19 protein-coding genes are annotated in these 24,579 nt (G+C 62.8%); 7 read left to right on the top strand and 12 right to left on the bottom strand.

The annotated features are described in order from the left end of the window. Positions 1 to 4: 4 nt before the first annotated feature. The 3 genes from AC23D6_RS09640 to AC23D6_RS09650 all read right to left on the bottom strand — a co-directional run bounded on the left by AC23D6_RS09640 (position 5) and on the right by AC23D6_RS09650 (position 3,262). Entirely contained in the window at positions 5 to 1,240 is a 1,236-nt protein-coding gene (locus AC23D6_RS09640) for an efflux RND transporter periplasmic adaptor subunit (protein WP_487752528.1), read from the bottom strand. Continuing rightward, entirely contained in the window at positions 1,237 to 2,487 is a 1,251-nt protein-coding gene (locus tag AC23D6_RS09645; RefSeq protein WP_487752529.1) for a TolC family protein, read from the bottom strand. Before AC23D6_RS09645 ends, AC23D6_RS09640 begins: the two co-directional genes overlap by 4 nt. A gap of 502 nt (positions 2,488 to 2,989) precedes the next feature. Further along, entirely contained in the window at positions 2,990 to 3,262 is a 273-nt protein-coding gene (locus AC23D6_RS09650) for a metal/formaldehyde-sensitive transcriptional repressor (RefSeq protein WP_317718888.1), read from the bottom strand. A 54-nt stretch (positions 3,263 to 3,316) separates the two neighbouring features. Here AC23D6_RS09650 and dmeF point away from each other — a divergent pair, with 54 nt between their 5' ends. Together dmeF and AC23D6_RS09660 are read left to right on the top strand one after the other, a co-directional pair. Further along, positions 3,317 to 4,282 (top strand): CDF family Co(II)/Ni(II) efflux transporter DmeF, encoded by a 966-nt coding sequence (gene dmeF, locus AC23D6_RS09655; RefSeq protein ID WP_487752530.1) that lies wholly within the window; start codon positions 3,317 to 3,319, stop codon positions 4,280 to 4,282. 92 nt (positions 4,283 to 4,374) lie between these two features. Next, a complete protein-coding gene (locus AC23D6_RS09660; protein WP_317718889.1) occupies positions 4,375 to 4,563 on the top strand; it encodes a DUF1289 domain-containing protein in 189 nt (62 codons plus the stop codon). A 532-nt stretch (positions 4,564 to 5,095) separates the two neighbouring features. On the opposite strand, the gene AC23D6_RS09665 is transcribed toward AC23D6_RS09660, so the two are convergent. The 3 genes from AC23D6_RS09665 to AC23D6_RS09675 all read right to left on the bottom strand — a co-directional run bounded on the left by AC23D6_RS09665 (position 5,096) and on the right by AC23D6_RS09675 (position 9,406). Then, on the bottom strand, positions 5,096 to 6,025 hold the full coding sequence (locus AC23D6_RS09665) for a zinc-dependent alcohol dehydrogenase family protein (RefSeq protein WP_317718890.1): 930 nt from the start codon (positions 6,023 to 6,025) through the stop codon (positions 5,096 to 5,098). Positions 6,026 to 6,440: 415 nt separating this feature from the next. After that, positions 6,441 to 6,797, bottom strand: a complete 357-nt coding sequence (locus tag AC23D6_RS09670; RefSeq protein ID WP_228903389.1) for a MerR family DNA-binding protein — start codon at positions 6,795 to 6,797, stop codon at positions 6,441 to 6,443. A 110-nt stretch (positions 6,798 to 6,907) separates the two neighbouring features. After that, positions 6,908 to 9,406 (bottom strand): heavy metal translocating P-type ATPase, encoded by a 2,499-nt coding sequence (locus tag AC23D6_RS09675; protein WP_347126507.1) that lies wholly within the window; start codon positions 9,404 to 9,406, stop codon positions 6,908 to 6,910. A gap of 103 nt (positions 9,407 to 9,509) precedes the next feature. Here AC23D6_RS09675 and AC23D6_RS09680 point away from each other — a divergent pair, with 103 nt between their 5' ends. From AC23D6_RS09680 to AC23D6_RS09700, 5 genes are all read left to right on the top strand, one after another. Continuing rightward, entirely contained in the window at positions 9,510 to 9,770 is a 261-nt protein-coding gene (locus tag AC23D6_RS09680) for a heavy-metal-associated domain-containing protein (RefSeq protein ID WP_317718892.1), read from the top strand. A gap of 137 nt (positions 9,771 to 9,907) precedes the next feature. Next, positions 9,908 to 10,303 (top strand): hypothetical protein, encoded by a 396-nt coding sequence (locus AC23D6_RS09685; protein ID WP_102254386.1) that lies wholly within the window; start codon positions 9,908 to 9,910, stop codon positions 10,301 to 10,303. A gap of 233 nt (positions 10,304 to 10,536) precedes the next feature. Next, complete coding sequence (locus AC23D6_RS09690) at positions 10,537 to 11,682, top strand: TolC family protein (protein ID WP_487749093.1); 1,146 nt, start codon at positions 10,537 to 10,539, stop codon at positions 11,680 to 11,682. Then, positions 11,679 to 13,193, top strand: a complete 1,515-nt coding sequence (locus AC23D6_RS09695; RefSeq protein ID WP_487749094.1) for an efflux RND transporter periplasmic adaptor subunit — start codon at positions 11,679 to 11,681, stop codon at positions 13,191 to 13,193. Before AC23D6_RS09690 ends, AC23D6_RS09695 begins: the two co-directional genes overlap by 4 nt. Continuing rightward, complete coding sequence (locus tag AC23D6_RS09700) at positions 13,190 to 16,330, top strand: efflux RND transporter permease subunit (RefSeq protein ID WP_487749095.1); 3,141 nt, start codon at positions 13,190 to 13,192, stop codon at positions 16,328 to 16,330. Before AC23D6_RS09695 ends, AC23D6_RS09700 begins: the two co-directional genes overlap by 4 nt. Positions 16,331 to 16,434: 104 nt before the next feature. Here the strand turns inward: AC23D6_RS09700 and AC23D6_RS09705 are convergent, their stop codons facing one another. The 6 genes from AC23D6_RS09705 to AC23D6_RS09730 form a co-directional block, all read right to left on the bottom strand. Further along, positions 16,435 to 17,265 (bottom strand): DUF4198 domain-containing protein, encoded by an 831-nt coding sequence (locus tag AC23D6_RS09705; protein ID WP_487749096.1) that lies wholly within the window; start codon positions 17,263 to 17,265, stop codon positions 16,435 to 16,437. A gap of 26 nt (positions 17,266 to 17,291) precedes the next feature. Beyond that, entirely contained in the window at positions 17,292 to 20,330 is a 3,039-nt protein-coding gene (locus AC23D6_RS09710) for a TonB-dependent receptor (RefSeq protein ID WP_487749097.1), read from the bottom strand. 98 nt (positions 20,331 to 20,428) lie between these two features. Continuing rightward, a complete protein-coding gene (locus AC23D6_RS09715) occupies positions 20,429 to 21,370 on the bottom strand; it encodes a FecR family protein (protein ID WP_487749098.1) in 942 nt (313 codons plus the stop codon). Then, entirely contained in the window at positions 21,367 to 21,930 is a 564-nt protein-coding gene (locus tag AC23D6_RS09720; RefSeq protein WP_234932305.1) for an RNA polymerase sigma factor, read from the bottom strand. The genes AC23D6_RS09715 and AC23D6_RS09720 overlap by 4 nt, the downstream gene beginning before the upstream one ends. A 119-nt stretch (positions 21,931 to 22,049) precedes the next feature. Further along, positions 22,050 to 23,876, bottom strand: a complete 1,827-nt coding sequence (locus tag AC23D6_RS09725; RefSeq protein WP_487749099.1) for a PepSY domain-containing protein — start codon at positions 23,874 to 23,876, stop codon at positions 22,050 to 22,052. Further along, entirely contained in the window at positions 23,873 to 24,562 is a 690-nt protein-coding gene (locus AC23D6_RS09730; protein ID WP_074053013.1) for a PepSY domain-containing protein, read from the bottom strand. Before AC23D6_RS09730 ends, AC23D6_RS09725 begins: the two co-directional genes overlap by 4 nt. Between the last annotated feature and the right edge of the window lie 17 nt (positions 24,563 to 24,579).

Below are 24,579 nucleotides of genomic sequence, written 5' to 3' on the forward strand. Positions count from 1 at the left end.
GTCCTCAGTGGTCGTGGCTGGCGCCAGACTTGTCGACGTCGGCCTTGATCAGAAAGCTCTGCTCGCTGACGTAGGACGTGTTGGGCTTCAGCCCCTCAAGCACTTCGACAAACTCACCATCGCGCGCGCCCAATTCGAGCATGCGAACCTCGTAGGTCTCCCCTACCTGGGCAAAGACCACGGTGAAGTCGCGAAAGCGTTGAAGGCCCGACTCTTTGACTGCCAGCGGGACCTCGCGCGAGGCCACGGTCACCTCGGCCGAGACCGCCATGCCCGGGCGCCAGCGCCCTTCGGTATTGGGCAGGGTCACGCGTGCCACCACCGTCTGACCGGAGGCCAGTGGCAGCAGCGTCTCGATCGTGCCTTCGGCACTGGTACCGCCGGTGGCCGAGGACACTTTGACCGCCTGGCCGGGCATGATCTTCTCCGCATCCGGGCCGATGGCCCGCAGATCCACCCACACATCCGACATGTTGGCGATCTCCACCAGCGTGTTGGTATCGGCCACATCACCCACGTTGGTCGGGCGTTGCAGCACGATGCCATCGAAGGGTGCGGTGACCGCGTAGGTGCGCATGCTGTCGTTGCCCTCGACCGTGACCAACGTCTGGCCGCGCCTGACGCGATCACCCTGCTGGACCTGGACCGAGCGCACGATGCCGGGGAAGCGTGCCTTGACCTGCGCGCGCCGGTTGTCATCCACGGCCACGTTGCCCATCACCTGGATGGTCTCGCGGATCGCGGCCGGCCCCGCGTTCTCGACCACCACGCCGCCGGCTTTGGCGGCCTGGGCCGGGATCGTCGTGCGGCCTTCATAGGAGTCGTAGGTCCAGGTATGGGTTTTCCCCGCGTACTGGGCTTTGACTTCCACATCGAAGGAATGCGGCTCGGTCACCTGGCCGCTGCCGGTCAGGTACTGGCCTTCCGGCTTGAAGGTGAACACGTTGGTTTCCCCGTCCAGTCGCTTGAGCGTGACGGTGGGAATCACTTCGCTGGCATTGACCGGCTTGCCGTCCTCGTAGGCATACAGGCGGAACTGCGGCGGGACGTTGGTTTCGAAGATGGTGACTTCGATGGCGAAATCCCCATCGCGCAGCATGCGGCCGCGATTGGGGCCACGCTCGTAGTCGCCGCTGGCCGGGGCCGCTTCAGCGGCGGCTTCACCGGCCTGGGATGCCGGTCCACCGCCGCACGCCACCAACAGCAAAGGCAACAGCAAGAGAGTGAGATGACGACTCATGGAAGGGTGTCCTGGGTGGTTGCGGTGAGCCGATCGAGCTCCACCAGCAAGGTGTGGTAGCGCGCATAGGCCTCGACGAGGCGCTCGCGCAGTTCAAAGAGCGTGGTCTGCGCCTGGGAGAGCGAGAGGAACGAGAACCGACCTGCTTCGAAGCCGCGCCGGGTGAAGGCCAGGGCTTGCTCGGCTTTGGGCACCACGCGTCCGCGCAAGGACTCCACTTCGGTGCGGGCGTGGCCCAGTTCCTGGTACTTCTCGAAGACCAGCTGATGGCGCTCGAACTGCTCGGCCTTGCGGCGTGCTTCGATGGCCGCCAGTTGCGCGTCTGCCTCTGCGATGGAGTACCCCGCCCGCGTGCGGCTGCCCAACGGTACGGACACCGACATCACCAGACCTTGATCGCTGGGCCCTTCCAGACGACGCACCCCGACGTTGAAGTTCAGATCGGGTTTGCGCGCCGCCTCGGCGATCCGGCGTCGCGCTTCGGCCAAACGGGCCTCACGCGAGAAGGCTTGCTGATCGATCGTGTTGGGCAAGCGGGCCAGCAGCGTGTCCAGCGGCTCGACCTCGGGCAGATCGGTCAGATCGGCCGCCACCGTGTCGAAGTCGGGGATCGAGTCGCCCCAGCTCGCGGCCAAGGTGGTGCGTGCGCTGCTGAGCTCGTGCTCGGCATGCTCACGATCCAACTCGGCGTTGGCCACGACGATTTCTGCCGCACGCAGATCCGATTCGGGATTGCGCGCGGCCGAGACCCAGCCGGCCACCTCGCGGCGCGTACGCTCGGCCTGGCGAACGCGTTCGTTGGCAAAGTCCAGGCGTTGCTGATCCACGGCGACTTCGATGAAGCGCGCCGCGGTGCGACTGGCCAGTTCGATACGCGTGGCATCGGCCGCGGTTTGTTGCTGATCGATTTCCGCCGCACCCAGGGCCTGGCGTGCGGCGCGCTTGCCACCCAACTCGATCAAGCGGCCGACACGGAGCGTGCTTTCGGCCCCCGTTACGCCGCTCACTGCGCCGGTACCGGCCACGTTTTCCAGTTCGCCGACAATGAAATACTGCGGAGCCAAGCCCTCGCGCTCAGCGCGGGCTCTGATGGCATCAAGTTGGGCGGCTTCAGCCGCCAAGGCAGGATTTGCACCTAAGGCGCGGGAAACCGCCTCCTGCAGGCGCAGAGGTTCAGTGGCGTGTGCCCATGGCACGACACCACAGGCTCCGGCCAAGGCCAGAACCCATGCATAACGCAAGTTCACGGAAAATCTCCGATTGGTTGATGGACAGACGTACTCAGGCCGCGCTAAAGGCGGCCGGCCCTGTCATCAGGCAATCGGAGGTCTAAAAGGTGAGGAAAGTCGCTGGGGGAGCGAGCATGTCGCGGCCCAATGCAACGCTTGGGAAACCGCAACTTCCACCTCAGGCAAACCGAAACTCACCGGCATTCCCGAGGTTGAGCTGGAGTCAGCCTGGTGCAGCAACCCGTGGCTACCGGAGGCGTGGTCCTGATCGTGACCAGCAGTGTGATCATTCCCCCAATGGCTGTGCCCGTGCTCGGCTGCCGCCGCCACATGCGTGGCTCCGTGAATCTCGCCAACCAGATTCAGTATCGGCCGCACGAAAAGTCCCAACACCAACAGCAACAACATGCTGGCATGCAGAACATTCTTGGCGCGGGCAGAAAGCCGTTTCACTTCATTAGCCTAAAGGGTGAAAGAACGACGTGTCTAGTTAGCGTTACCTAAACCTCGACAGCCCATGTCAGCGGGCGTAACGGGCCAACAAATCCATAATGGCGCCGGCTTCCTTGGCCCGCTCGGCCTCGGTCTCGGCAGCAACCACATGCTCGCTTAGGTGGCCAGCCAGCACTTCCATCATCAAGGCGTGCATGGCGCCCTTGGCTGCGGCGATCTGGACCAGGATATCGGCGCAGTCGCCTTCCGATTCCAACGCCCGCTCAAGGGCCGCAACCTGCCCGCCAATACGGCGAACGCGGGCAAGCAGCTTCTTTTTATCTCGATGGGTATGCGCCATGGTGAGAGATCATATACCCTATAGGGGTATATATCAATCTGAGCCGTCCCCGCTATGAACCTTGACGCCCTCGCCGCCGCCCGGCGCCACTCCCATGCCTTCGATCAAGGCAATCCGCTGGCCGAGCGCAATACCCGCCGGGCCATGATCCTGACCCTGGTGATGATGGTCGTGGAGATCACCGGAGGCTGGTGGTACAACTCGATGGCCGTGCTGGCCGACGGCTGGCACATGAGTTCACATGCACTAGCACTGGGATTGTCGGTGTTTGCCTATGCTTGCGCGCGTCGCTTTGCGCAAGATCGACGTTTTGCATTTGGCACATGGAAGATTGAGATATTGGGGGGATACACCAGTGCAATTCTGCTGATGGGCGTGGCAGCACTGATGGCGTACCAGTCCGTCGACCGCCTATTCCATCCCAGCACCATCCACTACGAACAGGCTATCGTCATTGCTGTTGTGGGGTTGGCGGTAAATCTGCTCTGCGCCTGGTGGCTTCGGGATCATCACGATCACAGCCATGGTCACGGTCACGATGATCACCACCAACATCATGATCATGAGCAGCACCATGGTCATGCTCACACCACCCATCACGACCTGAATCAGCGCTCGGCGTACCTGCATGTGATTGCTGATGCCGCAACCTCGGTGTTAGCGATCATCGCGCTGCTAGGCGGCATGTACTTCGGGGCTGCCTGGCTCGATCCGGTCATTGGTCTGGTGGGCGCAGCATTGGTTTCCATCTGGGCTTGGGGCCTCATCCGAGAAACCGGCAAGGTCTTGCTTGATGCACAAATGGACGCCCCCGTCGTGGAGGAGATCCGGGAAGCCATCGAGAATGGACAGGTGCCGGCCCGTATCAGTGATCTGCACGTTTGGCAGGTCGGCCGTGGAAAGTTCGCTTGCGTGGCCGAGGTGGTAACCGTAGAGACGGTGCATCCGGATCATTTCAAGGATGCCTTGGCCATTCACGAAGAAATCGTGCATGTCACCATCGAGGCGCGGACAGCTTAGTCAGCGTGTGTCGCCGCCCCATGAAACCTCAGCGCATCCATCGCTGACCTCCTAATGGAGTCATTGGGAACTGCGCTCAGCAGAATGTCGTCATGACCATCAAATCCCCCTGCACTGACATTTGCCAGTTCGATCGTAAGAGCGAAGTTTGCGTTGGCTGTTTCCGGACCACCGAAGAAATCAGAAGCTGGCGCAAGTTCACCGAGCACAAGAGACAGAGAATTCTTTCGGATGTGCCACGTCGCCGGGCCAAGGTCCAGGCGCGACGACGCGCTGACTAGTGCTGCTACAGCAACTGCAGGATGACCACCTTCACCACGATGAAACGCCCCTCTTAGTCAACGATCACTAGCAGAAGCAAGTGTTAGAGCCGTTTCTTCTTAATGCCAGCCGATCCTCAATGAAAGACGCCCAGCGGCGCTAACGGCTGACGTAGCGCTGTGGCGGCGTAGGTGCGTCGTGAACATGCGCGTAGCTAGGTGAGGTGCCCCGCATCCAAGAGCCACTCGAATCAGGTAAACACCTCGCTCAGATTAGTGGCCTTCTCCACTTCGGTGCTAGTCTCGCCGTCATGCTGATCTCAAGCGCGGAGCTCGCAAGGCCAATCCCGCTAAGCGATTCTCCGCCGACAATCCAGTCCGCGATTGTGACGTAGGTGATAGCGGTAGCGATGAGATCACTTCGTTTGCCTAGCAAACGATAGGCCAGCTAAATCACCCGGGTTGAGATCTGCTCGGTCAGTGATGCGGAAGCGCTCCGGCAGACCATGGTAGTGATAAGAGGCACCTAAGAATGGGGTGAATGCCTCCAGGGTCAATCGATGGCGATGACGACTTTGCCGATGGGTCTGCCGTGTTCCATACGCTGATACGCATTGGCAGCTTGGTCGAAGGAAAACACTGAATCGATGACCGGGACAAGCGCGTTCTCGTCGATGAACTTGACCAGGGATTGAGTCATCGCCCGTGACCCCACGACCACGCCCGTAAGAGATCTGCCGCCAATAAGCGCAAACGGATCAATGTTCAGTCCAAATCCGCCCGCTACGCCGCCAATGGTCACGACCTGCCCCCCCGGACGCAGACTCCTGAGTGAGCGGGCAATGGTGCCTGCGCCTCCAATATCAAGAACGCGATCCACCCCACCTGTCATGGCCATGACCCGCTCATCCCAGTTGGATTCGCTGCGGTAGTTGATCGCCGCCTGCACACCGAGGGCCATCATGCGCTCAGTGCCCTCTTGTCTGCCTGACACATGCGTGACTTGGAGGCCGGCGGCCACTGCCAACTGGACTGCCCAGGTGGAAACGCCCCCCGTGCCTTGGATCAACACACGGGCATGCGGTGGCAGTGGCTCCAGTTCGAACAGCGCGTTCCAGGCAGTAACCCCTGCACAGGCAATCGTGGAAGCCTGCTCCCAGGACAAGGTTCGTGGCGCTCGCACCAAGGCGCGCTCGTCAACCACCACGTGTGTGGCCAACACCCCCTCCACGTTTCCGCCGAGTGACAAGGCCAAGGCATCTTCGCTGGGGTAGCCCTCACTCCATTGCGGGAAAAAGATTGGGATTGCTGCATCACCAACAACGAAGTCCGTAACTGCCGGCCCGATGGCAATCACCTGTCCCACTGCATCAGAGAGTGGAATACGGTAGTCACCCTCCCCCATCAGGCCGCGTGCGACCAGCAGATCGCGGTAGTTGAGCGAGGCTGCCTTGACGGCCAGCAGAACCTGTTTCTCGCCCATGGTAGGACCGGGCAAGTCGACCAAGTGCAGGCTCTGTGGACCTTCTCCACGAACAACACGATAGGCGTGCATAAGCGCATCTCACGGTATGGGGCTGGAAGGGAGCGGGCCTATCATTGCGATAGTAAATTGCAAGCCACCGCATGGTCGGGTCCGACTACGGGCGAACGTGAGCCGGATAACCCGCCCAGCGCAGCACGTGCTTAACCTGCTCAAGCGGGCGACGCGTGGTGATGCTGACACTGCGCTGATCCGGGATCAGTTGGATCCGCATCAAAGGATCTAGCGTCATCAATGCGCGTCGAATGGGCGTGTGGCAGGCGCTGCAGGCCATGGCCGGGATATGTAGTCGATGCATGCGTTACTACTCCAACCAGCAGGGATAGCTAGCGTCAGGCTTCCCACTGTGGCAACGTCAATGCCCGTTCGTCGGACTCGCCAAATCATCCAGAATCGGACATTCCGGGCGGTTGTCGCCATGGCATCGACTGGCCAGGTCGCGCAGCGTTCGCTGCATGGCCTGCATTTCGGTAATCTTGATCTGCAGATCGTCGATGTGGCCCTGGGCCAGTTTCTTGACCTGAGCGCTGGCTCGCCGGTCATCGCTCCACAAGCCTAAGAGCGATTGGATTTGTTTGATGGAAAAGCCCAGGTTGCGGGCACGACGAATGAACCGAAGCCTGTGCACATCGGCATCGGTGTAAAGGCGATAGCCCGCAAAGGTGCGACTAGCCGGAGGGATCAGATCGATCCCTTCGTAGTGGCGAATCATCTTGGCGCTGACCTCACTGAGCGCGGCGGCCTCGCCAATGTTATGCAATCCGGCTTCGCGCGCGTCGGCCAGTTCGGGCCGCAATGCCTTGGAGCTGCGTCTGGTTGCCATCATGCCTCTCCCATATCGGTCTTGGTTGGCTGCCAACGGCGCAACAGCAGCGTGTTGGCAATCACGCTCACACTGGACAAGGCCATCGCTGCGCCGGCGATGACCGGATCAAGCAAGCCCAGGGCCGCCAGAGGGATGCCGACCACGTTGTAACCGAAAGCCCAGAACAGGTTCTGATGGATCTTGCGGGTCGTGCGGCGGGAAATGTCGATGGCATCGGCGATCAGACCCGGCTCAGCGCGCATTAGGGTAACCCCAGCGGCATGCATCGCCACATCGGTACCGGTTCCCATGGCCACCCCCAAGTTGGCGGCAGCCAGCGCTGGCGCATCGTTGACACCATCGCCGACCATGGCCACCGGTGCCGACTGAGCCAATTCAGCGACCAACGCAGCTTTCTGCTCAGGCAATACATTGGCGCGCACCTCTTGGATGCCCAGCACCTTGGCCACCGAGGCGGCCGCGCCGGGGTTGTCGCCAGAAATCATGACGGTGCGTAGACCCAGCGCGTGCAGCCGTTGCACGGCCGCAGCTGCACTCAGACGCGGTGGATCCTCAAAGGCCAGTATGCCGAGCAATTGCGGATGATCGGTGCCCTGCTCTGCCAGCCAGGACACCGTGTGGCCGGTCTGGCTGAGTAGGTCGGCCCGGGTCTGCAATGCCGTGAGCGCCACGCCATGCTCAAGCATCATACGGGTACTGCCCAGCAACAGGTTCCTGCCATCCACCTTGCCGGTGATGCCGCGGCCAGGCACCGCCTGCACGTCGCGTGAGAGCGGAATGGCCCGCTGACCCATTGCGCTCAGTACGGCCTTGGCCAAGGGATGCTCGCTGCCTTGCTGCAGGGCCGCCGCCAACGGCAACAGATCGGCCGCGTGGCCACGGGTGGCAGTTTCTTCGGTCAGTACCGGACGTCCTTGGGTCAAAGTGCCTGTTTTGTCGAAGGCCACCACCTTTACGGTACCTGCCACTTCCAGCGCTTCGGCATCCTTGACCAGAATGCCCGCTCGGGCGGCCACGCCGGTGCCGGCCATGATCGCGGTCGGGGTCGCCAACCCCAGCGCGCACGGGCATGCGATGACCAGCACCGCTACCGCGCTCAGGATCGCCTGGTTCCAATCACCCGTTCCCAGACCCCAGCCGAGCAGCGTGAGCAAAGCCAGGCCGATCACTACCGGCACGAAGATCGCGCTCACCCGATCCACGGTTCGCTGGATAGGTGCCTTCTTGGCCTGTGCATCCTCCACGAGGCGAATGATCCGAGACAAGGCGGTTTCGGCGCCGATGGCCAGTGTGCGTACCAGGATGCGGCCTTCGCCATTGATAGCCCCACCGGTGACGCGATCGCCCTCCCCGCGCGCCACGGGCATGGACTCCCCGGTGATCAGGGACTCATCGACGTGCGTGCGGCCCTCCGCGATCACGCCATCCACGGGGATACGCTCGCCTGGCCGCACACTGACAATGTCCGAGACGGCAACCTCGTGAATGGCAACCTCGCGCTCTTGTCCGTCCTGATACACGCGTGCGGTGGCTGGCCGCAGTGCTTGCAAGGCTCGGATCGCTTGCGTGGTCTGTTGCTTGGCGCGGGCCTCTAACCACTTGCCCAGCAGGATCAAGGTAATGATGACCGCCGAGGTCTCGAAGTACAGCGCGGCATCGCCGTGGTGTCCGGCATCATTGAACAAGTGATAGACACTCAACCCATAACCGGCGCTGGTCCCCAAAGCGACCAGCAGATCCATGTTGCCCGTGCCGGCGCGCAGGGCGTGCCATCCGGCGCGATAAAAGCGCGCACCGATCCAGAACTGCACCGGCGTTGCGAGCAAGAACTGCATCCAGCCCGGCAGCATCCAGTGCTGACCTGCGACCCATCCCAGCATCGGGACGACCAACGGCAGGGACAGGGCCGCAGAGATCAGTAGTTTGAGGGTGTCACCACTGAGCGCCTGGCGCGCCGGCGCTGTATCGATCTTGCCTTCCAGTGTCTGCGGTTCGACCGCGCGATAACCCGCTGCGCTGACGGCGGCAACCAGGGATGTGACCTCCACCAGTGACGTGGCCCGTATGCGCGCACGCTCGGTGGCCAGATTGACCGACACCTCCATCACGCCCGGCACAGCACGCAGCGCACGCTCTACCCGTGCCACACATGAAGCGCAGGTCATCCCTTCGATGATCAGATCCCGCTCCTGGCTGGCAACCTCATAACCGGCCTGCTTCACCGCCGCGATCAAGGCGGGCAACGCGGCCGCCGGCGCGGTTACCTCGGCCACTTCTGTTGCCAGATTGATCGACGCATCGCTCACGCCGGCAACGGCCCGCAAGCTGCGCTCTACCCGGCCTACACATGAGGCGCAGGTCATGCCGGCGACACTGAAGCGATGGGTGGCCGCAGGCACCGGTTGCGGCGAGGTGAGCGTTATGTCCATGGAGTAAAGGCCAATAGGAACGAGCAGGTAGCCTGAGCCTTCCCATGATGGGAAGGTCAACAACACGGGACGGTTCTCCACTCAACTTGCCTGTCGTTTGACCTTCCCACAGTGGGAAGGCTCATCGTGACAGCGTCGGCAAACCGCCGATGCTTTTGGAGGGTTGTCCATGAATCTCGTTGTTGAAGGTATGACCTGTGGTCACTGTGTCCGAACGGTGACCCAAGCCATTCAGGCCCTTGACCCCCACGCCCAGGTGGACGTCGATCTGGGCAGTGGCGTGGTCAAGATCGAGGGCCTGCTTGCGGTAGAACAGGCGGTTGAGGCTATCCAGCGGCAAGGCTATGTGATCGCCGCCGTGCTCCCTTCTGAGGCCGGTACGCCTGCCACCCCGGCCGCATCCTCCTGCTGTGGCGGATGCCACCGCTGAGTCCGCGCGAGGGCTTGATCCTGATCAATGCCAGTCGGCCCCAAGAGGGCTAGACTGGCCATCATGAGAGCTCGCACGTCCCCTGCCCTGATCTGCCCAGCGTCCGCAGGCGCTGCTGCGGGCGTGCGGGAGCTGTCATGGTGAAGCTGCTGAGGCGATGGCGGCGACCCCGTTCTCGTGCCCGACTGGCATGGCTGGGACTGTGGGCGCTGCTGCTGCAGCAACTGGCGCTGGTGGCCTACGCCTGTCCGCTGGAATCGGTGGAAGCTGGACAAGCGACCCTGATGGTCGGTTGCGAAGAGATGTCCGCGCCGGATCCCGATGCTCCGGCGTTGTGCGACCAGCATTGCCAGCGCGATCACATCGCCACGGCCGATGCGAAGGCCCCTCAAGTGCCTTACCAGCCCGCGCTGGCCGCCTTCGCGCTCGTGCAGGCTCTGTTGCCACCGGTACACGCGCAGTTCTATCGGGATGTTCCGGTGTGCGTGTCCGATCCGCCTCCCCTGCAGCGCTTCTGTAGCCTGCTGATTTAAGCCCCCTCCTGGATTGACCCGTGCTCGTGCTGCATGCGTTGCAGCGCGCTCGTTGTCGTTTGTCCGGAGGTCTTATGGAGATGTCTTTCTTCTTGCGTGCAAGGCGCAGGATGGCGTGTGGGTTCGTGTTTGCCCTGGCGCTCAGTGGTCCTGTGCTGGCGGCACCGCCCGCTATCCCGATCAGCTACACAGAAGCCCTACAACGGGCGCTTGCTAACGCCCCAACCCTGCAGGTGCGCCGATCCCAGATCGATGCCAGTACCGAAGAAGCCGCGCGTGCTGGCGCGCTTCCCGACCCACGTTTGATCGTGGGGCTGGCGAACTGGCCCGTCAGCGGACCCGATGCCTTCAGCTTGCGGGCCGATGAGATGACCACCCAGCAAATCGGTCTGATGCAGGAGTTTCCTGCGCGTGCGAAACGACGTGCCGAGCAAGCGCTGGCGCAAGCGACGCTGGCGCAAGCGCGCTCACTGTCGATGGCCGAACAGCAGATGGTGGCCCAAGCGGCCGCGCTGGCCTGGATCGAGCTGTGGAGTACGCAGCAAGCCGTGGATGCGTTGGAAGGTCTGCGCGAGCCGGCCCGTATAGCCGAGCGTGCGGCGCGTGCTCGCTTGGCAGGCGGCACGGCCGGGGCCAGTGATGTGCTTGCCGCCCAGGCCGCCCTACTGCAGTTGGACAATCGCCTGGAGCAGGAACATGCGGAGCACGCCGCCGCGCAGGCCGGCCTGGCGCGGTGGTTGGGTATTGCACCAGAGGCGATCTTGGCCAGTGGTGCGGCACCGGATTTTTCGCAGTTGCCATTGGAGCCCACCCAACTGCTGGCCAAACTGGACCAGCACACGCCACTACTGGGCTGGGAGGCACGCCAGAGCTTAGCCCAGGCCCAGGTGGATGCGGCCGTGGCCGAAACCCGCCCGGATTGGAGTGTGGAGCTCACCTACGGACGTCGCGAGCGCGCACCCGACGGCATGGCGCGTAGCGACATGCTCATGGTGGAAGTGGGTGTGGGCCTGCCGCTGTTCCAGAAGAACCGCCAAGCACGAGGCATCGCGGCACGGCGGGCCGAGCTGGAGGCGGTGTCCGCAGAGCGCGATGAGGCCCGGCGCATCCAAGCCGAGTCGGTGCAACGCGCGATAGCGCGATGGCGCGGGTTAACCGGCCAGTTGGAGCGTCAGAACACGCAGAGCCTGCCTTTGGCGCGCGATCGCGCACGCACGGCGTTGGCCGCCTACGGCGCCGGTGCCGACCTGCAGCCGTGGCTGGAAGCGCGGCGCGATGAGATCGAATTGCAACTGGAGAACGCCCGTCTGCTGGGCGAACAGGGCCGTGCCTGGGCGGCACTGGCCTATCTGCTGCCCCATGAGGAGAACACGCCATGAGCCCGACCAAGACGCGTCTCACACAGCTCGCCGTGGCCCTCGGGTTGCTGGCGCTCGGCTTTGCCGGCGGCTACGCCTGGATGACTCGAACCTCTGATACCACCCCGCCCACCGGCACGAGCGGCGCAGATCAAGCACGCAAGGTGCTGTACTGGTACGACCCCATGGCGCCGGAGCAGCGATTCGACAAGCCGGGCAAATCTCCGTTCATGGATATGGAGTTGCTGCCCAAATACGCAGATGAGGCCATGGGGGGCGGAACGCAGATCGATCCGCGCCTGCAGCAGAACGTGGGCATACGCACTCAGGAAGTGACGGTAGAGTCACTAGGGAGTGCCGTACGCGTGCCGGGCACACTGACGTGGGATCTGACCCAGGAAACCGTGGTCAGTGCGCGCATGGAAGGCTTGATCACCCACGTGCAGGTAAAGGCGCCGTTTACCGAGGTTCGTCGTGGTCAAGCGCTGGCCACCGTGCAGGCCCCGGCATGGAACGCTGCCATCGCCGAAGCACATGCCCTGAGCCAAGCTCAGTCCGCGGGTGCGCGTGAGCTACACGGTGCGGCGCAACAACGGTTGCGTTCGTTGGGTGTTCCTTCTGGCGCCTCGGCCAGAAATGGCGTCGTCCTTGGCGCAGACCACAGTGGTGTCGTGACCGAGATTCTGGCACGCGAGGGACAGACGGTGATGCCCGGTACGCCACTGTTCAAGATCAATGGGCTGGACACGCTGTGGCTGGAGGCCTCGGTGCCCCAGGCAGCGCTGGGCACCTTGCGGCCTGGGACCTCAGTGCAGGCCACGGTCAGTGCCTGGCCGGCAGAGCGCTTTGTCGGACAGATCCAGGCGTTGCTTCCCCAGGTCGACATGGCTAGTCGTACGCAGCGGGCGCGAATTGTGCTGCGCAACCCGCAGCGTCGGCTGGTGCCGGGCATGTTCGCCGAGGTTCTGGTGCAGCCCGATGCCGAGCAGGCCCTGCCAGTCGTTCCCACGGAGGCGCTGATCGCCACCGGGCGGGACAGCCGGCTCATCGTGCAGGATCCGGACGGGGGCTTCCGGCCGGTGCGGGTGAGTGTCGGACGTAGCGTGCAAGGGCGCACGCAGATCGTGGCAGGCTTGGCCGGTGGTGAACGCGTGGTCGTCTCGGGTCAGTTCCTGCTCGACTCTGAAGCCAGTCTCTCGGGTGCGTTGGAGCGCCTGGGCGCTGCACAACCGACAAGCCCTGCCAGCGCATCAGGTGTGCACGAGCGCCATGACGCCGGGCACGACCCTCGCACTGTCGTGCCGTCACCGTCCAGACAGCCTGCGCCTGTCGCGCCAGGGACCTCCACCTCTACGCCGCCGCGCTGCCCGGTGCAGTACTGGTATGACCCGATGGTGCCGGAGAAGCATTTCGACAAGCCGGGCAAGTCACCGTTCATGGATATGCAGTTGGTACCCAAGTTCGGCCCCGCCGCAGCCGCTGATTGCCAGGCAAGCGAGGTCATGTCCGAAGCGATGGAGGGCACACCATGATTGCGCGCCTGATCCATGCTTGCATTGCCAATCGCGTGCTGGTGCTGGTTGCCGCCGCGCTGCTGGCGGTGGTCGGTATCTGGTCGGTAAAGAACACGCCGCTGGATGCGCTGCCGGACCTGTCGGATACCCAGGTCATCATCCGCACGCAATGGGCGGGGCAAACCCCGCGCATCATCGAAGACCAAGTGACCTATCCGTTGGCCACCACGATGTTGTCCGTCCCGGGCGTGAAGGCGGTACGCGGCTTCTCCTTCTTCGGTGATTCGTTCGTCTACATCCTGTTTGACGATGCCACTGATCTTTACTGGGCGCGCTCTCGAGTGCTCGAGTACTTGAGTCAGGTACGCGATCGACTTCCGCCGAATGTGAATCCGGCGCTGGGTCCTGATGCGACAGGACTAGGCTGGATCTACCAGTACGCCTTGGTGGATCGGACCGGTCAACGTGATGTGGGGCAGCTGCGTGCGTTGCAGGACTGGTTTCTTCGTTATGAGCTAAAAACCGTGCCGGACGTGGCTGAAGTAGCCAGTGTGGGCGGTGCGGTGCGCGCCTGGCAGATCCAGCCCGATCCGCAGGCGTTGGCGGCCCGTGGACTGACGGTGGCCGAGCTCATCGAGGCGGTGGATGCGGCCAACGGCGCTACCGGGGGCTCGGTGATCGAACAAGGCGAAGCCGAACTGATGGTGCGTAGCGAAGGCTACCTGCGGACACAGGAGGCGTTCGAACAGGTGCCGGTAACCGGCAACGACGGCATCCCCGTCCTGCTCGGCGAGGTGGCCACGATCAGTCGCGGGCCGGTCTTCCGTCGTGGTATCGCAGAGTTGGATGGTCAAGGTGAGGTGGCCGGCGGCGTGATCGTCCTGCGGACCGGCAAGGATGCCTTGGGGGCCATTCGGAACGTCAAAGCGCGACTGCAGGCGTTGCAATCCAGCTTGCCCGAGGGCGTGGAAGTGGTGCCGGTGTACGACCGCTCCGAGCTGATCCAGGATGCGGTACGCAACCTCACCCACAAGCTTGGCGAAGAGTTCCTGGTCGTAGCGCTGGTATGCCTGCTGTTCCTGTGGCACCTACGCTCGGCGTTGGTGGCCGTCATCACCCTGCCCTTGGGTATCCTGGCGGCCTTCATCGTGATGCACGCCCAGGGGATCTCCGCCAACTTGCTGTCATTAGGCGGCATCGCCATCGCCATTGGTGCGATGGTCGATGCAGCGGTGGTGATGATCGAAAATGCACACAAGCATCTGGAGCACTGGCGGGAGGCGCACGGCCGGGAACCTCAGGGTGAGGAGCGCTGGCAGTTGATGGCCCGCTCGGCGGCCGAGGTCGGACCGGCCCTGTTCGCCAGCTTGCTGGTCATCACCCTGTCTTTCGTGCCGGTTTTTGCCCTGCAGGCGCAGGAAGGGCGATTGTTCTCGCCTCTGGCCTACACCAAGACCTACGCGATGGCCGCCGCAGCAGGGTTGTCGGTGACCTTGATCCCCGTCTTGATGGGCTACCTGATCCGCGGCCGCATCCGCCCGGAACAGCAGAACCCCATCAATCGCATCCTGATCGCGGGCTACCGGCCCATCCTGCTGTGGGTCCTCAAACATCCCGCTGTCACCTTGCTGCTCAGCGGCCTGCTGCTAGTGCTCACCTTGATCCCCTTTAGCCGGTTGGGTAGTGAGTTCATGCCGCCCTTGGAAGAAGGCAGCCTGCTGTACATGCCCACGGCCCTGCCCGGCTTGTCCGCCGACAAGGCCCGTCAGTTGCTCCAGCTCTCGGGCCGGATGATCAAGACCGTACCGGAGGTTGAGCACGTGTTCGGCAAGGCGGGCCGTGCCGAAAGTGCGACCGATCCGGCCCCGATCGAAATGTTTGAGACCACCGTGACCTTCAAGCCGCGGGATCAATGGCGCCCTGGCATGACCCCTCAAAAGCTGCGCCAGGAGTTGGACGCAGCGGTCAAGATTCCCGGTCTGACCAACCTATGGGTCCCGCCCATTCGCAATCGCATCGATATGTTGGCCACCGGCATCAAGAGCCCGATTGGGATCAAGGTCTCCGGACCCGATGTGGAGCAGATCGAGCGCCTGAGCCAGCAGATCGAGCAGGTGGCCAAGACCGTGCCCGGCGTGAGTTCGGCACTGGCCGAACGCGTCACGGGTGGGCGCTATGTCGATGTACAGGTGCGCCCGGAAATCGCTGCACGTTATGGATTCACTCAAGGCCAACTCCATCAACTGATTGCCACGGTCGTTGGCGGTGATCCAATCGGGGAAACGATCGAGGGGCGCGAACGTTATCCCATCGTCTTGCGCTACCCCCGTGGCCAGCGTGACTCGTTGCAGGCCTTGCAGGATCTGCCGCTGATTGCGCGAGGCGGTGTGCAACTGACCTTGAGCCAGGTGGCGGAGCTGTCAATCAGCCCAGGCCCGCCAATGCTCAAGAGCGATAACGGCCGGTTGGTGGGCTACATCTACGTGGATGTAGCCGATCGCGACTTAGGATCGGTGGTCCAAGACCTGCAAGCCGCGGTGCAGACCCAGGTGAGTTTGCCTGCCGGCTACGGTCTGGCCTGGTCGGGGCAGTACGAGTATCTGCAACGGGCACTGGCACGCCTGCAATGGGTGGTGCCCGCGGCGTTGGCGATCATCTTCCTGGTCATCTGGATGGTGTTTCGCCGGCTTAGCGATGTATCCATCATCCTGCTCAGCTTGCCTTTGGCGTTGGTGGGCGGTTTCTGGTTGATCTGGGGGCTGGGCCATGCGATTTCGGTGGCCAGCATGATCGGATTCATCGCCCTGGGCGGCGTTGCGGCTGAGTTCGGCGTCATCATGCTGCTGTACCTGCGTCATGCCTGGGAGCAGCGCTTGGCCGGCGGTGCGCCGGAAGATGTGTCTACCCTGCAAGAGGCTATCTACGAAGGTGCCGTGCAGCGGGTGCGCCCGAAGGCGATGACGGTAGCCGTCATCCTGGCCGGGTTGTTTCCGCTTTTCGTCGGTGCCGGTGCCGGCTCGGAGGTCATGCAACGTATCGCCGCGCCGATGCTGGGTGGCATGCTCACCGCACCGGTGCTCTCTATGGTAGTGATTCCCGCAGCGTTCTATCTGGTGCGGCGACGTGGATTGCGCGCGGCGCGGGGCGACCAATGAGAGACAGACTGAGCACTTGAGGTCCGTCCCCACAAAAAGACGCCAGTCATGGAAGAAGTCATGACTGGCGTCAAAGGGGAGAGTACCGCCTACGTGCTTACTTATCAGTGCCCGGCGTGCGGGGAAATCTCAAAGCTCAGCGACGCCCGATCCGACACAAAATCCAAACCCTTTTGTGTAGAGGGCACCATGTGATTGGTGTGGATGTACCAGGTCTTGGCGGTGGTCACCTGGAAACTGGCTTGGCCTTGGGCATCGGTGCGCAGGAGCGTAGCGCTACCGTGCCCACCCTTGACCGGTGCGTCAGCACGATGACCGACGTACACGCGTAGGTTGGGCACTGGCGTGCCCTGCTGCAGCACCTGGAACGACAGCTGTTCGCCGACCTTCACGCTTCCAGGATTGCGGGCCAAGCGGATCTCCAACGGATAGCCCAGGGAGGCAGCGAAGTCGTCGGTCAGTTTCGTGCCCACCTGTCCAATGGCACGGGCATGCTTGGTATAGCTATAGGTGACCCCTTTGGGAAACTTGCTCGCATCATAGGTGGCCAGGGTATCGGGCAAGTCTTCCAACTCCAGGTACTTGCCGAACTCGCTGGCCGTACGGGTGCTAGTGGAAGCCATCGTCGAGACACCCAGCAGATAGGTGCCCTCGCCCGCTGGATGCACGGTGAGCTGGCTTTGCTTGCCGACCTCTTTCCAACTGGCCAAGTCCGGGGCAGCCTTAGCGCCGCCCTGACTCAGCGAAACGTCCTGTAGACGCGCTCGGGTGACTGCACCTGCACTTTCATCGAAGGTGCCATTGTTCACCAACGCGGTGTTCGCCTCGCCCGCTGCGGTGCCGGGCTTGGAGAAAGCGACAAACAGGTCGTGCGCGCCGGCGCTGCCGGCCACCGCGAACAGCACTAGTGCGGCGGATAGTTGCGTGTTTCTCATGATGTGTAGCTCCTTGGGATCGTGGCTTACCAGTGGTAACCAAAGCGGACATTCCAGCGACGACCCAGCAAGTCGTACGTCATGGTGTCGGTGTTGGCGTTGGGGTTGTTCTGCACGAACGGCGCCTTCTTATCGAGCACGTTTTCAACGCCAGCGGAGATGTCCCATTTCTTCTTGATGCCGTAGCTCAGTTGCAGGTTGTGGTACACCACGCTGGACACATGCGAGCCGATAGTGCCGGGCACGGCGATGATGTCGTCCGCGCTGCCGATGTACTGCGCCGAATAGACGCCGGTCCAACGGTTTTTGCCCATGCGCAGTGAGCCCAAGCCACGCCACTGGGTGTAGCTACCCAAGCCGCTGGTGATCTTGCCGGCGTACTCAATGGTGGTGGCACCGGCGAAGGGAGTGACGTCGTAACGCTCAAGATACGAGGCGTCCAGACTCGCGCTGGCCTGCCAGCCGGCCAGATCGAACTGATACAGCACGCCGATATCCACGCCTTCGGATTCCTCGCTGGCCGCATTGACCTGCTGGGACGAGAGGTAGTTGACCTCACCGGTGACCGGATCACGGGTAAAGTTGGCCGGCGAGCAGAACGGATGGGCCAGGTTCGGAGTGGTGTAGCACGCACGCAGCTTGACCGAGCCTTCAATGCTACGGATCGCGTTCTCGATGCGGATACGGTAGTAATCGGCCGTGAGCGTCAGTCCCGGCGCAAACCCTGGGGTCCACACAAAGCCTGCCGTGAAGGTCCGCGCATCTTCAGGCTTGAGGTCGGGATTGCCGCCGGTCGTGGTAAGGATGGTGTTGCCCAACTGACGAAAGTTGGTCGGCACGCCCGCGGCTTGGCAGTTGGCCCGAATGACCGAGTCGGCCGGTAACGTGCTCCAGTTGCTGCACGGGTCCAGCGTAGTCAGGCTGCCTTGGCCGATGCCACCGAACAACTCCGGAATGCTGGGGATACGAAAAGCGGTTGCGTAGTTGAGACGAATCTTCAGGGGTTCGGCCACCTGCCAATCCAACCCCACCTTGTAGTTGGTGTCGCTGCCGAACAGGTCGTAGTCCGAATAGCGGCCGGCCAGGTTCAAGGTGGCGTAGTCCACCAGCGGAATGTCCTGCAACAGCGGGACAGCGAACTCCACGAACGCTTCCTTGGCCGAGTACTCGCCTTCGATCGGATCTTGACGCACGATGTTGGCGCTGCCGTTGACCACCAGCGGGTCCGGATACAGCCAACCGCGTTCCTTGCGAAACTCCACGCCCGAGGCGAAGGCGACGCTGCCGGCGGGCAGATCGAACAGGGCGCCGGAAATGGTGCCGCTAAAGCCCTGCTGGCTGTTGCCACCCGAGCCACGCTGGGTAAACAGAATGTAGTCCAGCACTTCAGGCGTCAGATTGCCGTAGCCCAGATAGTTGCCGCAAGGAGTGGCAGCGCCCGGGGTGTTGCTGCACAGGCTGGTGTTGAGAGTGTTCTCTACCCGATCCAGGTTGGCAATGTTGGTCGAGCTGTCGGTGGCCGAATTGCGCCCCCAGTTCAACGCCACATTCCACGCCCAGTTATCGCCCCACTGCCCTTCCAGCCCTAGCACGGTGCGGAACGTGTCTACCTCTTGCTCGGTGATGCGCGCTCCAGCCTCTTCCAGCCGACGGCGCTCCAAGGTCAGGTTTTGGCCAGTGGGGTTGGTCGGATTGGTGGCAGCAATCCGGATCGTGCGATAGACGCCCAGGGTGTTGGGCGAGGCACGCTGGTTGGACTGGCGATTGGTCGCCATCAGTTCGGTGAAAAGGCGCGTGTTCTCAGTCAGGTCGAACTGGCCAAAGCCACTCAGGCCAATGCGCTTGATCGGGCTGACGGCATTGAGCAGCAGGTTGTAGTTGTAGTTGTGCTTGGCGGGATCGTAGAGCTCGTAAGAGCGCGGATCTCCATTGGGATCCTGATTGAAGTTGACTACCCGGCCATCGGCCAAGCGTGCACGACCGCCGATGGTGGATGAGTTGCCCACGCACTGCAGCGTGCCCGCCACTACGCCCAGCGGGCACGGCGCGCGCGAGGCCATGGTGATGGTGCCGCTCTCGGCATAGGTCAGCGCACCGGACATCGAGCTGCGCTCGCCCGTGGTGCCGAAGGCCAAGTTGAACGAGCCGATCTCGCCATCACCTTTGAAGGTTTGGCCATAGCGGGTGGACAGCTCCACGCCATCCATTTCCTTGCGCGTGATGATGTTCACCACGCCGGCTACGGCATCGGCACCGTAGATGGCAGATGCGCCGTCCTTTAGGATCTCGATGCGATCAACCAGGGCCAAGGGCACCACGTTAAGATCCACCGAGTTGTTGGCGCCGGTGCCACCATTGACTACGCGCCGGCCGTTGAGCAGCACCAATGTGCGGTTTACGCCTAAGCCACGCAGGTTGATCTGGGTGGTGCCGTTACCGTTACCGGTCCAGAAGTTGTTGGATTGCGAGCCGGCCGCGCCGGCCGATGCAGGCAAGCGCTGCAACAGTGTTTCCACGGACACGGCGCCGGAGCTTTGGATGGTTTCAGCATCGATGACGGTAGTGGGTCCCACGCCGGACATCTGGGCACGCTTGATATGGCTGCCAGTTACTTGGACCGCATCAAAGGTGGTGGGTGCAGTGGTCGACGTCGTGGAGGCGTCGGCGCCGCCGGAGACGGTGGAGGCGTACGTGTCGGAGCCGGCTTGCCCTAGGCTGGAAGATGGTGTGCTGCGGGTACTGGGCGCCGGTGCATTTGCCGCCTCGCGGACGATGGCCAATGCGCCACTTTGATCCCGCTTGACGGTCAACCCAGTGCCCGCCAGCAGACGGTTCAGCGCCGCGTCCTGGGACATGTCACCGCGCGCCCCGGAGGTACGCCGATCGCGCACGTCTTCGCTCAGGTAGACCAGACGAACGCCCGACTGCCTGGCATAGGCCTCCAGCGCGACCTTCAGATCCCCTTCTGGAATATCAAAGGTGCTTGTTTGTGCTGCGGCTGAGGCCGCGATGACCAGACCACACATGACAGCCAACGCTGTCCTCGCCACTTTCGTACGTGCCATGCATTTTCCCCAGGTCGGCGCAAATCGGCCTTATGTCTGAGACGAGATGGCGACGCAGTTCCGGTATGAAATATTTCAGATTGATGTCTGTAGGCGATTCAATGCGGTTGCGAGACACGAATCTGATCGCCGTGTGTCTCTACGCGCAGATTGAAGCCCGTGGCCAGCAGTCGCGCGAAGGCATCCACCCCGGCAGCATCGAAGCTGCCACCCACGCGCATGTGGGCGGTTTCCGGATCCATCAGCACCAGCTGCTTTTCGTTGTAGCGATTGAACTGGGCTGCCACATCGGCCAAGGTGGATTGATCGAACTCCAATGTGCCATGGCGCCAGCTCAGGGATCGCCGCACCTTGTCCTGCGCATTCACCGCTACGAGCGTGCCGGCCGGTTTGCTGTACAGCAAACCGCCGCCCTGTACGATCACGGGCGGGCGGCCGGGCTTGGCCACCATCGGCTCGACGCGCACCTTGCCCTCCAGCACCGCCACTTCCAGGCGCTCGCGTTCTTGCCTGACGGAGAACTTCGTTCCCAAGACCACCACCTTGTGGTCGCCGGCATGGATCACAAACGGATGCGCAGGGTCTGGCTTTACGTCGAAAAAGGCTTCGCCTTTGTCCAGCCATACATGGCGCAGCGAGGGATCCACCTGCGCGCGGAGCTCGGTGTGCGTATTCAGTTCCACCCGCGAACCGTCCGACAAGGCCACGACTTCCCGCCCCCCAACCTCGGTGGTGTAGCGAGTACCCGGCCCCCACCAGGGCATGTTCAGCAGTACGGCCAGCATTGCCACCGCCGCGGCCACTGACCAACGCACCGGTGAGGCCCAACGCCGCGTGCGAGGTGATTGCACGCCGCGCACGGCCGCCAGTCGATCGGCTCGATCCCACACCGACTTCAAACGAAGCCAGGCCACACGATGGGCCGTATCCTGCCCCAACCAAGCATCAAGCTGCCTCTGGTCCTGCGCGGTCCACTGCGAAGATTCGGCGCGATTGATCCACTGCGCAGCAACTTGTTCGATGTCGTTGTGCGGGCTCATGGGTGCGAACGTTCCTTGTTGAAGCGCCGGGCCGGGCGCTGAATCTTGCCGGTACCGCCAAGCATGAAGTCCGCCAATGCGCGCATGCCCAACAACGTCTGGCGCTCCACCGTATCTTCGGCGATCCCCAGGCGGCTGGCCACTTCGCGTTGGCTCAAGCCGTAGATCTTGCGAAGCTCGACGATCTGCCGGCATTTGGCGGGCAGTTTCTGCAAGCCTTGCTGGAGGCGCCGCAACTCATCGCGTGCGCCCAGATGCCGCTCCGGCGTCACCTCATCGCTCTGCATCACCGCCTGCTCGACATCGGCCATGGCTTCAATGGACACGATGCGTGAGCGGCGGATGCGATCAATGAGCAGGTTGCGTACGGTGGTCATGACAAAAGGTTTGGCCTGCGACGGCAGACCCCGACGCGCGGCTTCGTATATGCGTGTGTAAGCCTCCTGCCGAAGATCAGGAATCTCGCTGTCCTCATGCCCATGCCGGCGCAGAAAGGCGTGGATCAAGCCTTCCAGCGGCAAGACATGGGCGATGAACCACTCATCCAGTGCGGTGGTCACCAGGGTACTCGCTGATTCATCGGGCAGGCTCAAGCACGTCCATTCACTGGGACGAGCGCGGTCAGGAAATCCGGTACACCGCAGCGCCCGCCGGCCTGCTTGGCCGGCGGGCGCTGGGATCAGATCTTGAAGTCGTCGTACGCCACCTGGCTGTCGGGTACCCCCAGCCTGCTCAGTAGCTCTCGGGTGGCCTTGAGCATGGCCGGCGGTCCGCACAGGTAAAACTCGCAATCAGCCAAGGCCTGATGGGCTTTGAGCAGACGATCGTGGGCCACTTCGTGAACCAGACCCCTCAAGAGCGCATCGTCGTTCTGCGCTTCATCCGACAGCACCAAGTGCCAGCTGAAGTTCTCGTGCTGCTGGGCCAGGCGCTCCATCTCCTCAATGTAGGGCGCTTCCTTGAGACTGCGCGCGCCATACCAGAAGTGGATCCGCTCACCACCCTGCCCCGCCAACAGCGTCCGAATCATCGCGCGCAGCGGCGCCATGCCAGCGCCGCCGCCGATGAACACTTTCTCCCGCCCGTGGGGTTTGAGCGCGAAGTCGCCGAAGGGGCCGCTGAAAGAAACCCGATCCCCCGGTGATAGCGTGTACAGATAGGTCGATCCCCTGCCCGGCGGTTGCCGCTTCTTGTCCGATCTGCCGGGACTGAAGCGCGCCAGCAACGTCAGACGACCCTGCGCCTGATCAATGGGCAAGGCCAAGGAGTAGGCCCGGCGTACCGGCTCGCGATTGACCAACTTCTCGGGCAGGTCCACGCCTGCCCACTCCTGATGGTGGTGCTCGGGCCGCACGAGCTTGTGCACCGGGACCTCGTAGTTGGGCACATGCACCTGCAAGTAAGCGCCAGGTTGATATTCCGGACCGGGGGCCTCATCGGGCTTGAGCACGATCTCGCGCAGGAAAGGCGTCACCGCCGTGACCTGCTCCACGGTGGCTCCATACTCGGTCCACAGGCTGGCCCCGCCAGCCACCTCGACATCGGTGTCTTCCGTCACGGCCAGGTTGCAGGCCAGGCGATAGCCCATCTTGACCTTGCTGGCGCCCAGGTGGGCGCGATCTGCCGCGGTGGCTTTGGGTGCCGCGCCGCGGAAGCGCACCTCGCACAGGCCACAGCTCTGCCCTCCTCCGCAGTTAGACGGCAGTTGCACGCCCTCGCGTGCCAGCGAGACGTAGACGTTGTCGCCTGCCGACGCTCGTACGGTGCGCAGCCGTGTCCCGTCCGGACCGAATACCGACAACTCGCGGGCCGGACGCCAGCGGCGCGGCACGAACTCGCTCCAGTGGAAGCTGGCAAACAGCAGCCAGATCCCGGTCAGGGCCAACCACAGACCGCCGATCGCGGCAGTGACCACCAACGGGTTGTTGAAGTTCTTGCGCCCGGTGTAGTCCATGATGTGCAACATCCAGAACACATCGAATAGACGCCAGGTCTTGTTGCGGTGGTAGAGCACTTCGCCCGTCTGGGCAGACAGGTACACCGTGGTGTCCTGCGTGTCATCGGTGTCCACACGCCACAGACGCCCCTCGTGATCGCGCACCTCCCCGCTCCACTCCAACAGGCGCGGCGCTTTCAGCGTGCCCGGTCCGGTGTAGGAGGCCTGAGCCAGGCGGGTGGCCCAGGCCGAATCCAAGGGGATCGGCTGGCCCGTAACGGCGTTGGCCAAGGTGACACCTTGCGCATCGGCCAATTGGTACACCGGCGTGTCCAACAGCCAGCCAGAACTCACGCGGCTGATTTTCTTGTTGCTACCCAGAAAGCTGGCCGGTGATCGGGCGTTGGCGGGCCAGTCATGCGCGGCCTGCGCGTGGGCCTGGAACTGATGGCCCTGCACCTGATCGTGGTCCAGCCAGCTCATCATCACGCCACTGGCCATCCAAAGCAGCAACTGCAGGCCGATGATCAAGCCGACCCATTTGTGCAGCGTTCTCATCCAGGGCGTCATGCTGCGGCCCTCCTGCGGAAGCTGTAGAACAACAGCCAGGCGCCACTGAGCACGAACACCAGTCCGACCGCCGAGGCCACGCGCAACAGGGTGTTATTGACGTCCGAGCGCGCCTCGTAGTCCATGATGTGGAACATCCACAGGAAATCGAACCAACGCCACAGGCTGTGCCGCCGCGCCAGCAACTCGCCGCTATAGGGCGAGAAGTACAACGTCGTTTCACCGGCATCGGCGTAGTGCACGGCCCACATTGGAACCGGACGCGTGGCGACTTCCTGCGGCGCCTGCGTCACCCATTCAACCCGGGCTACCGGCGCTTGGCCCTGGTACACCGCCTTGGCCAGCGCGATCGCCATTTGCTGATCGCCCGGCGAGAGCACCTGGCCGGTCGTAGCGTCGAGCAGGTAGATCTTGTCGTGGGCATGGATCTCATAGACATCCCGCTCTAGCAGGCGCTTGAGCTTGACCTGGGTCATGCCCGGGTAGCGGCGCTGCAACTCCTCACCTGACAAGTGCGTGGGTGCGACCAGCGGTTGCTGATGCGCATGGGCTAGGTGATCGCCATGGATGATGTCCAAGGAAATGACCGTCATGTATACGCCGCTGATCATCCACAGCAGCGCTTGCACGCCGATGATCAGGCCAATCCATTTGTGGGCCTTACGCGCCCAGAAAGCCGATTTCATAGTGATCTCGTTCGACA

This window comes from Pseudoxanthomonas sp. G3, from assembly GCF_057654715.1.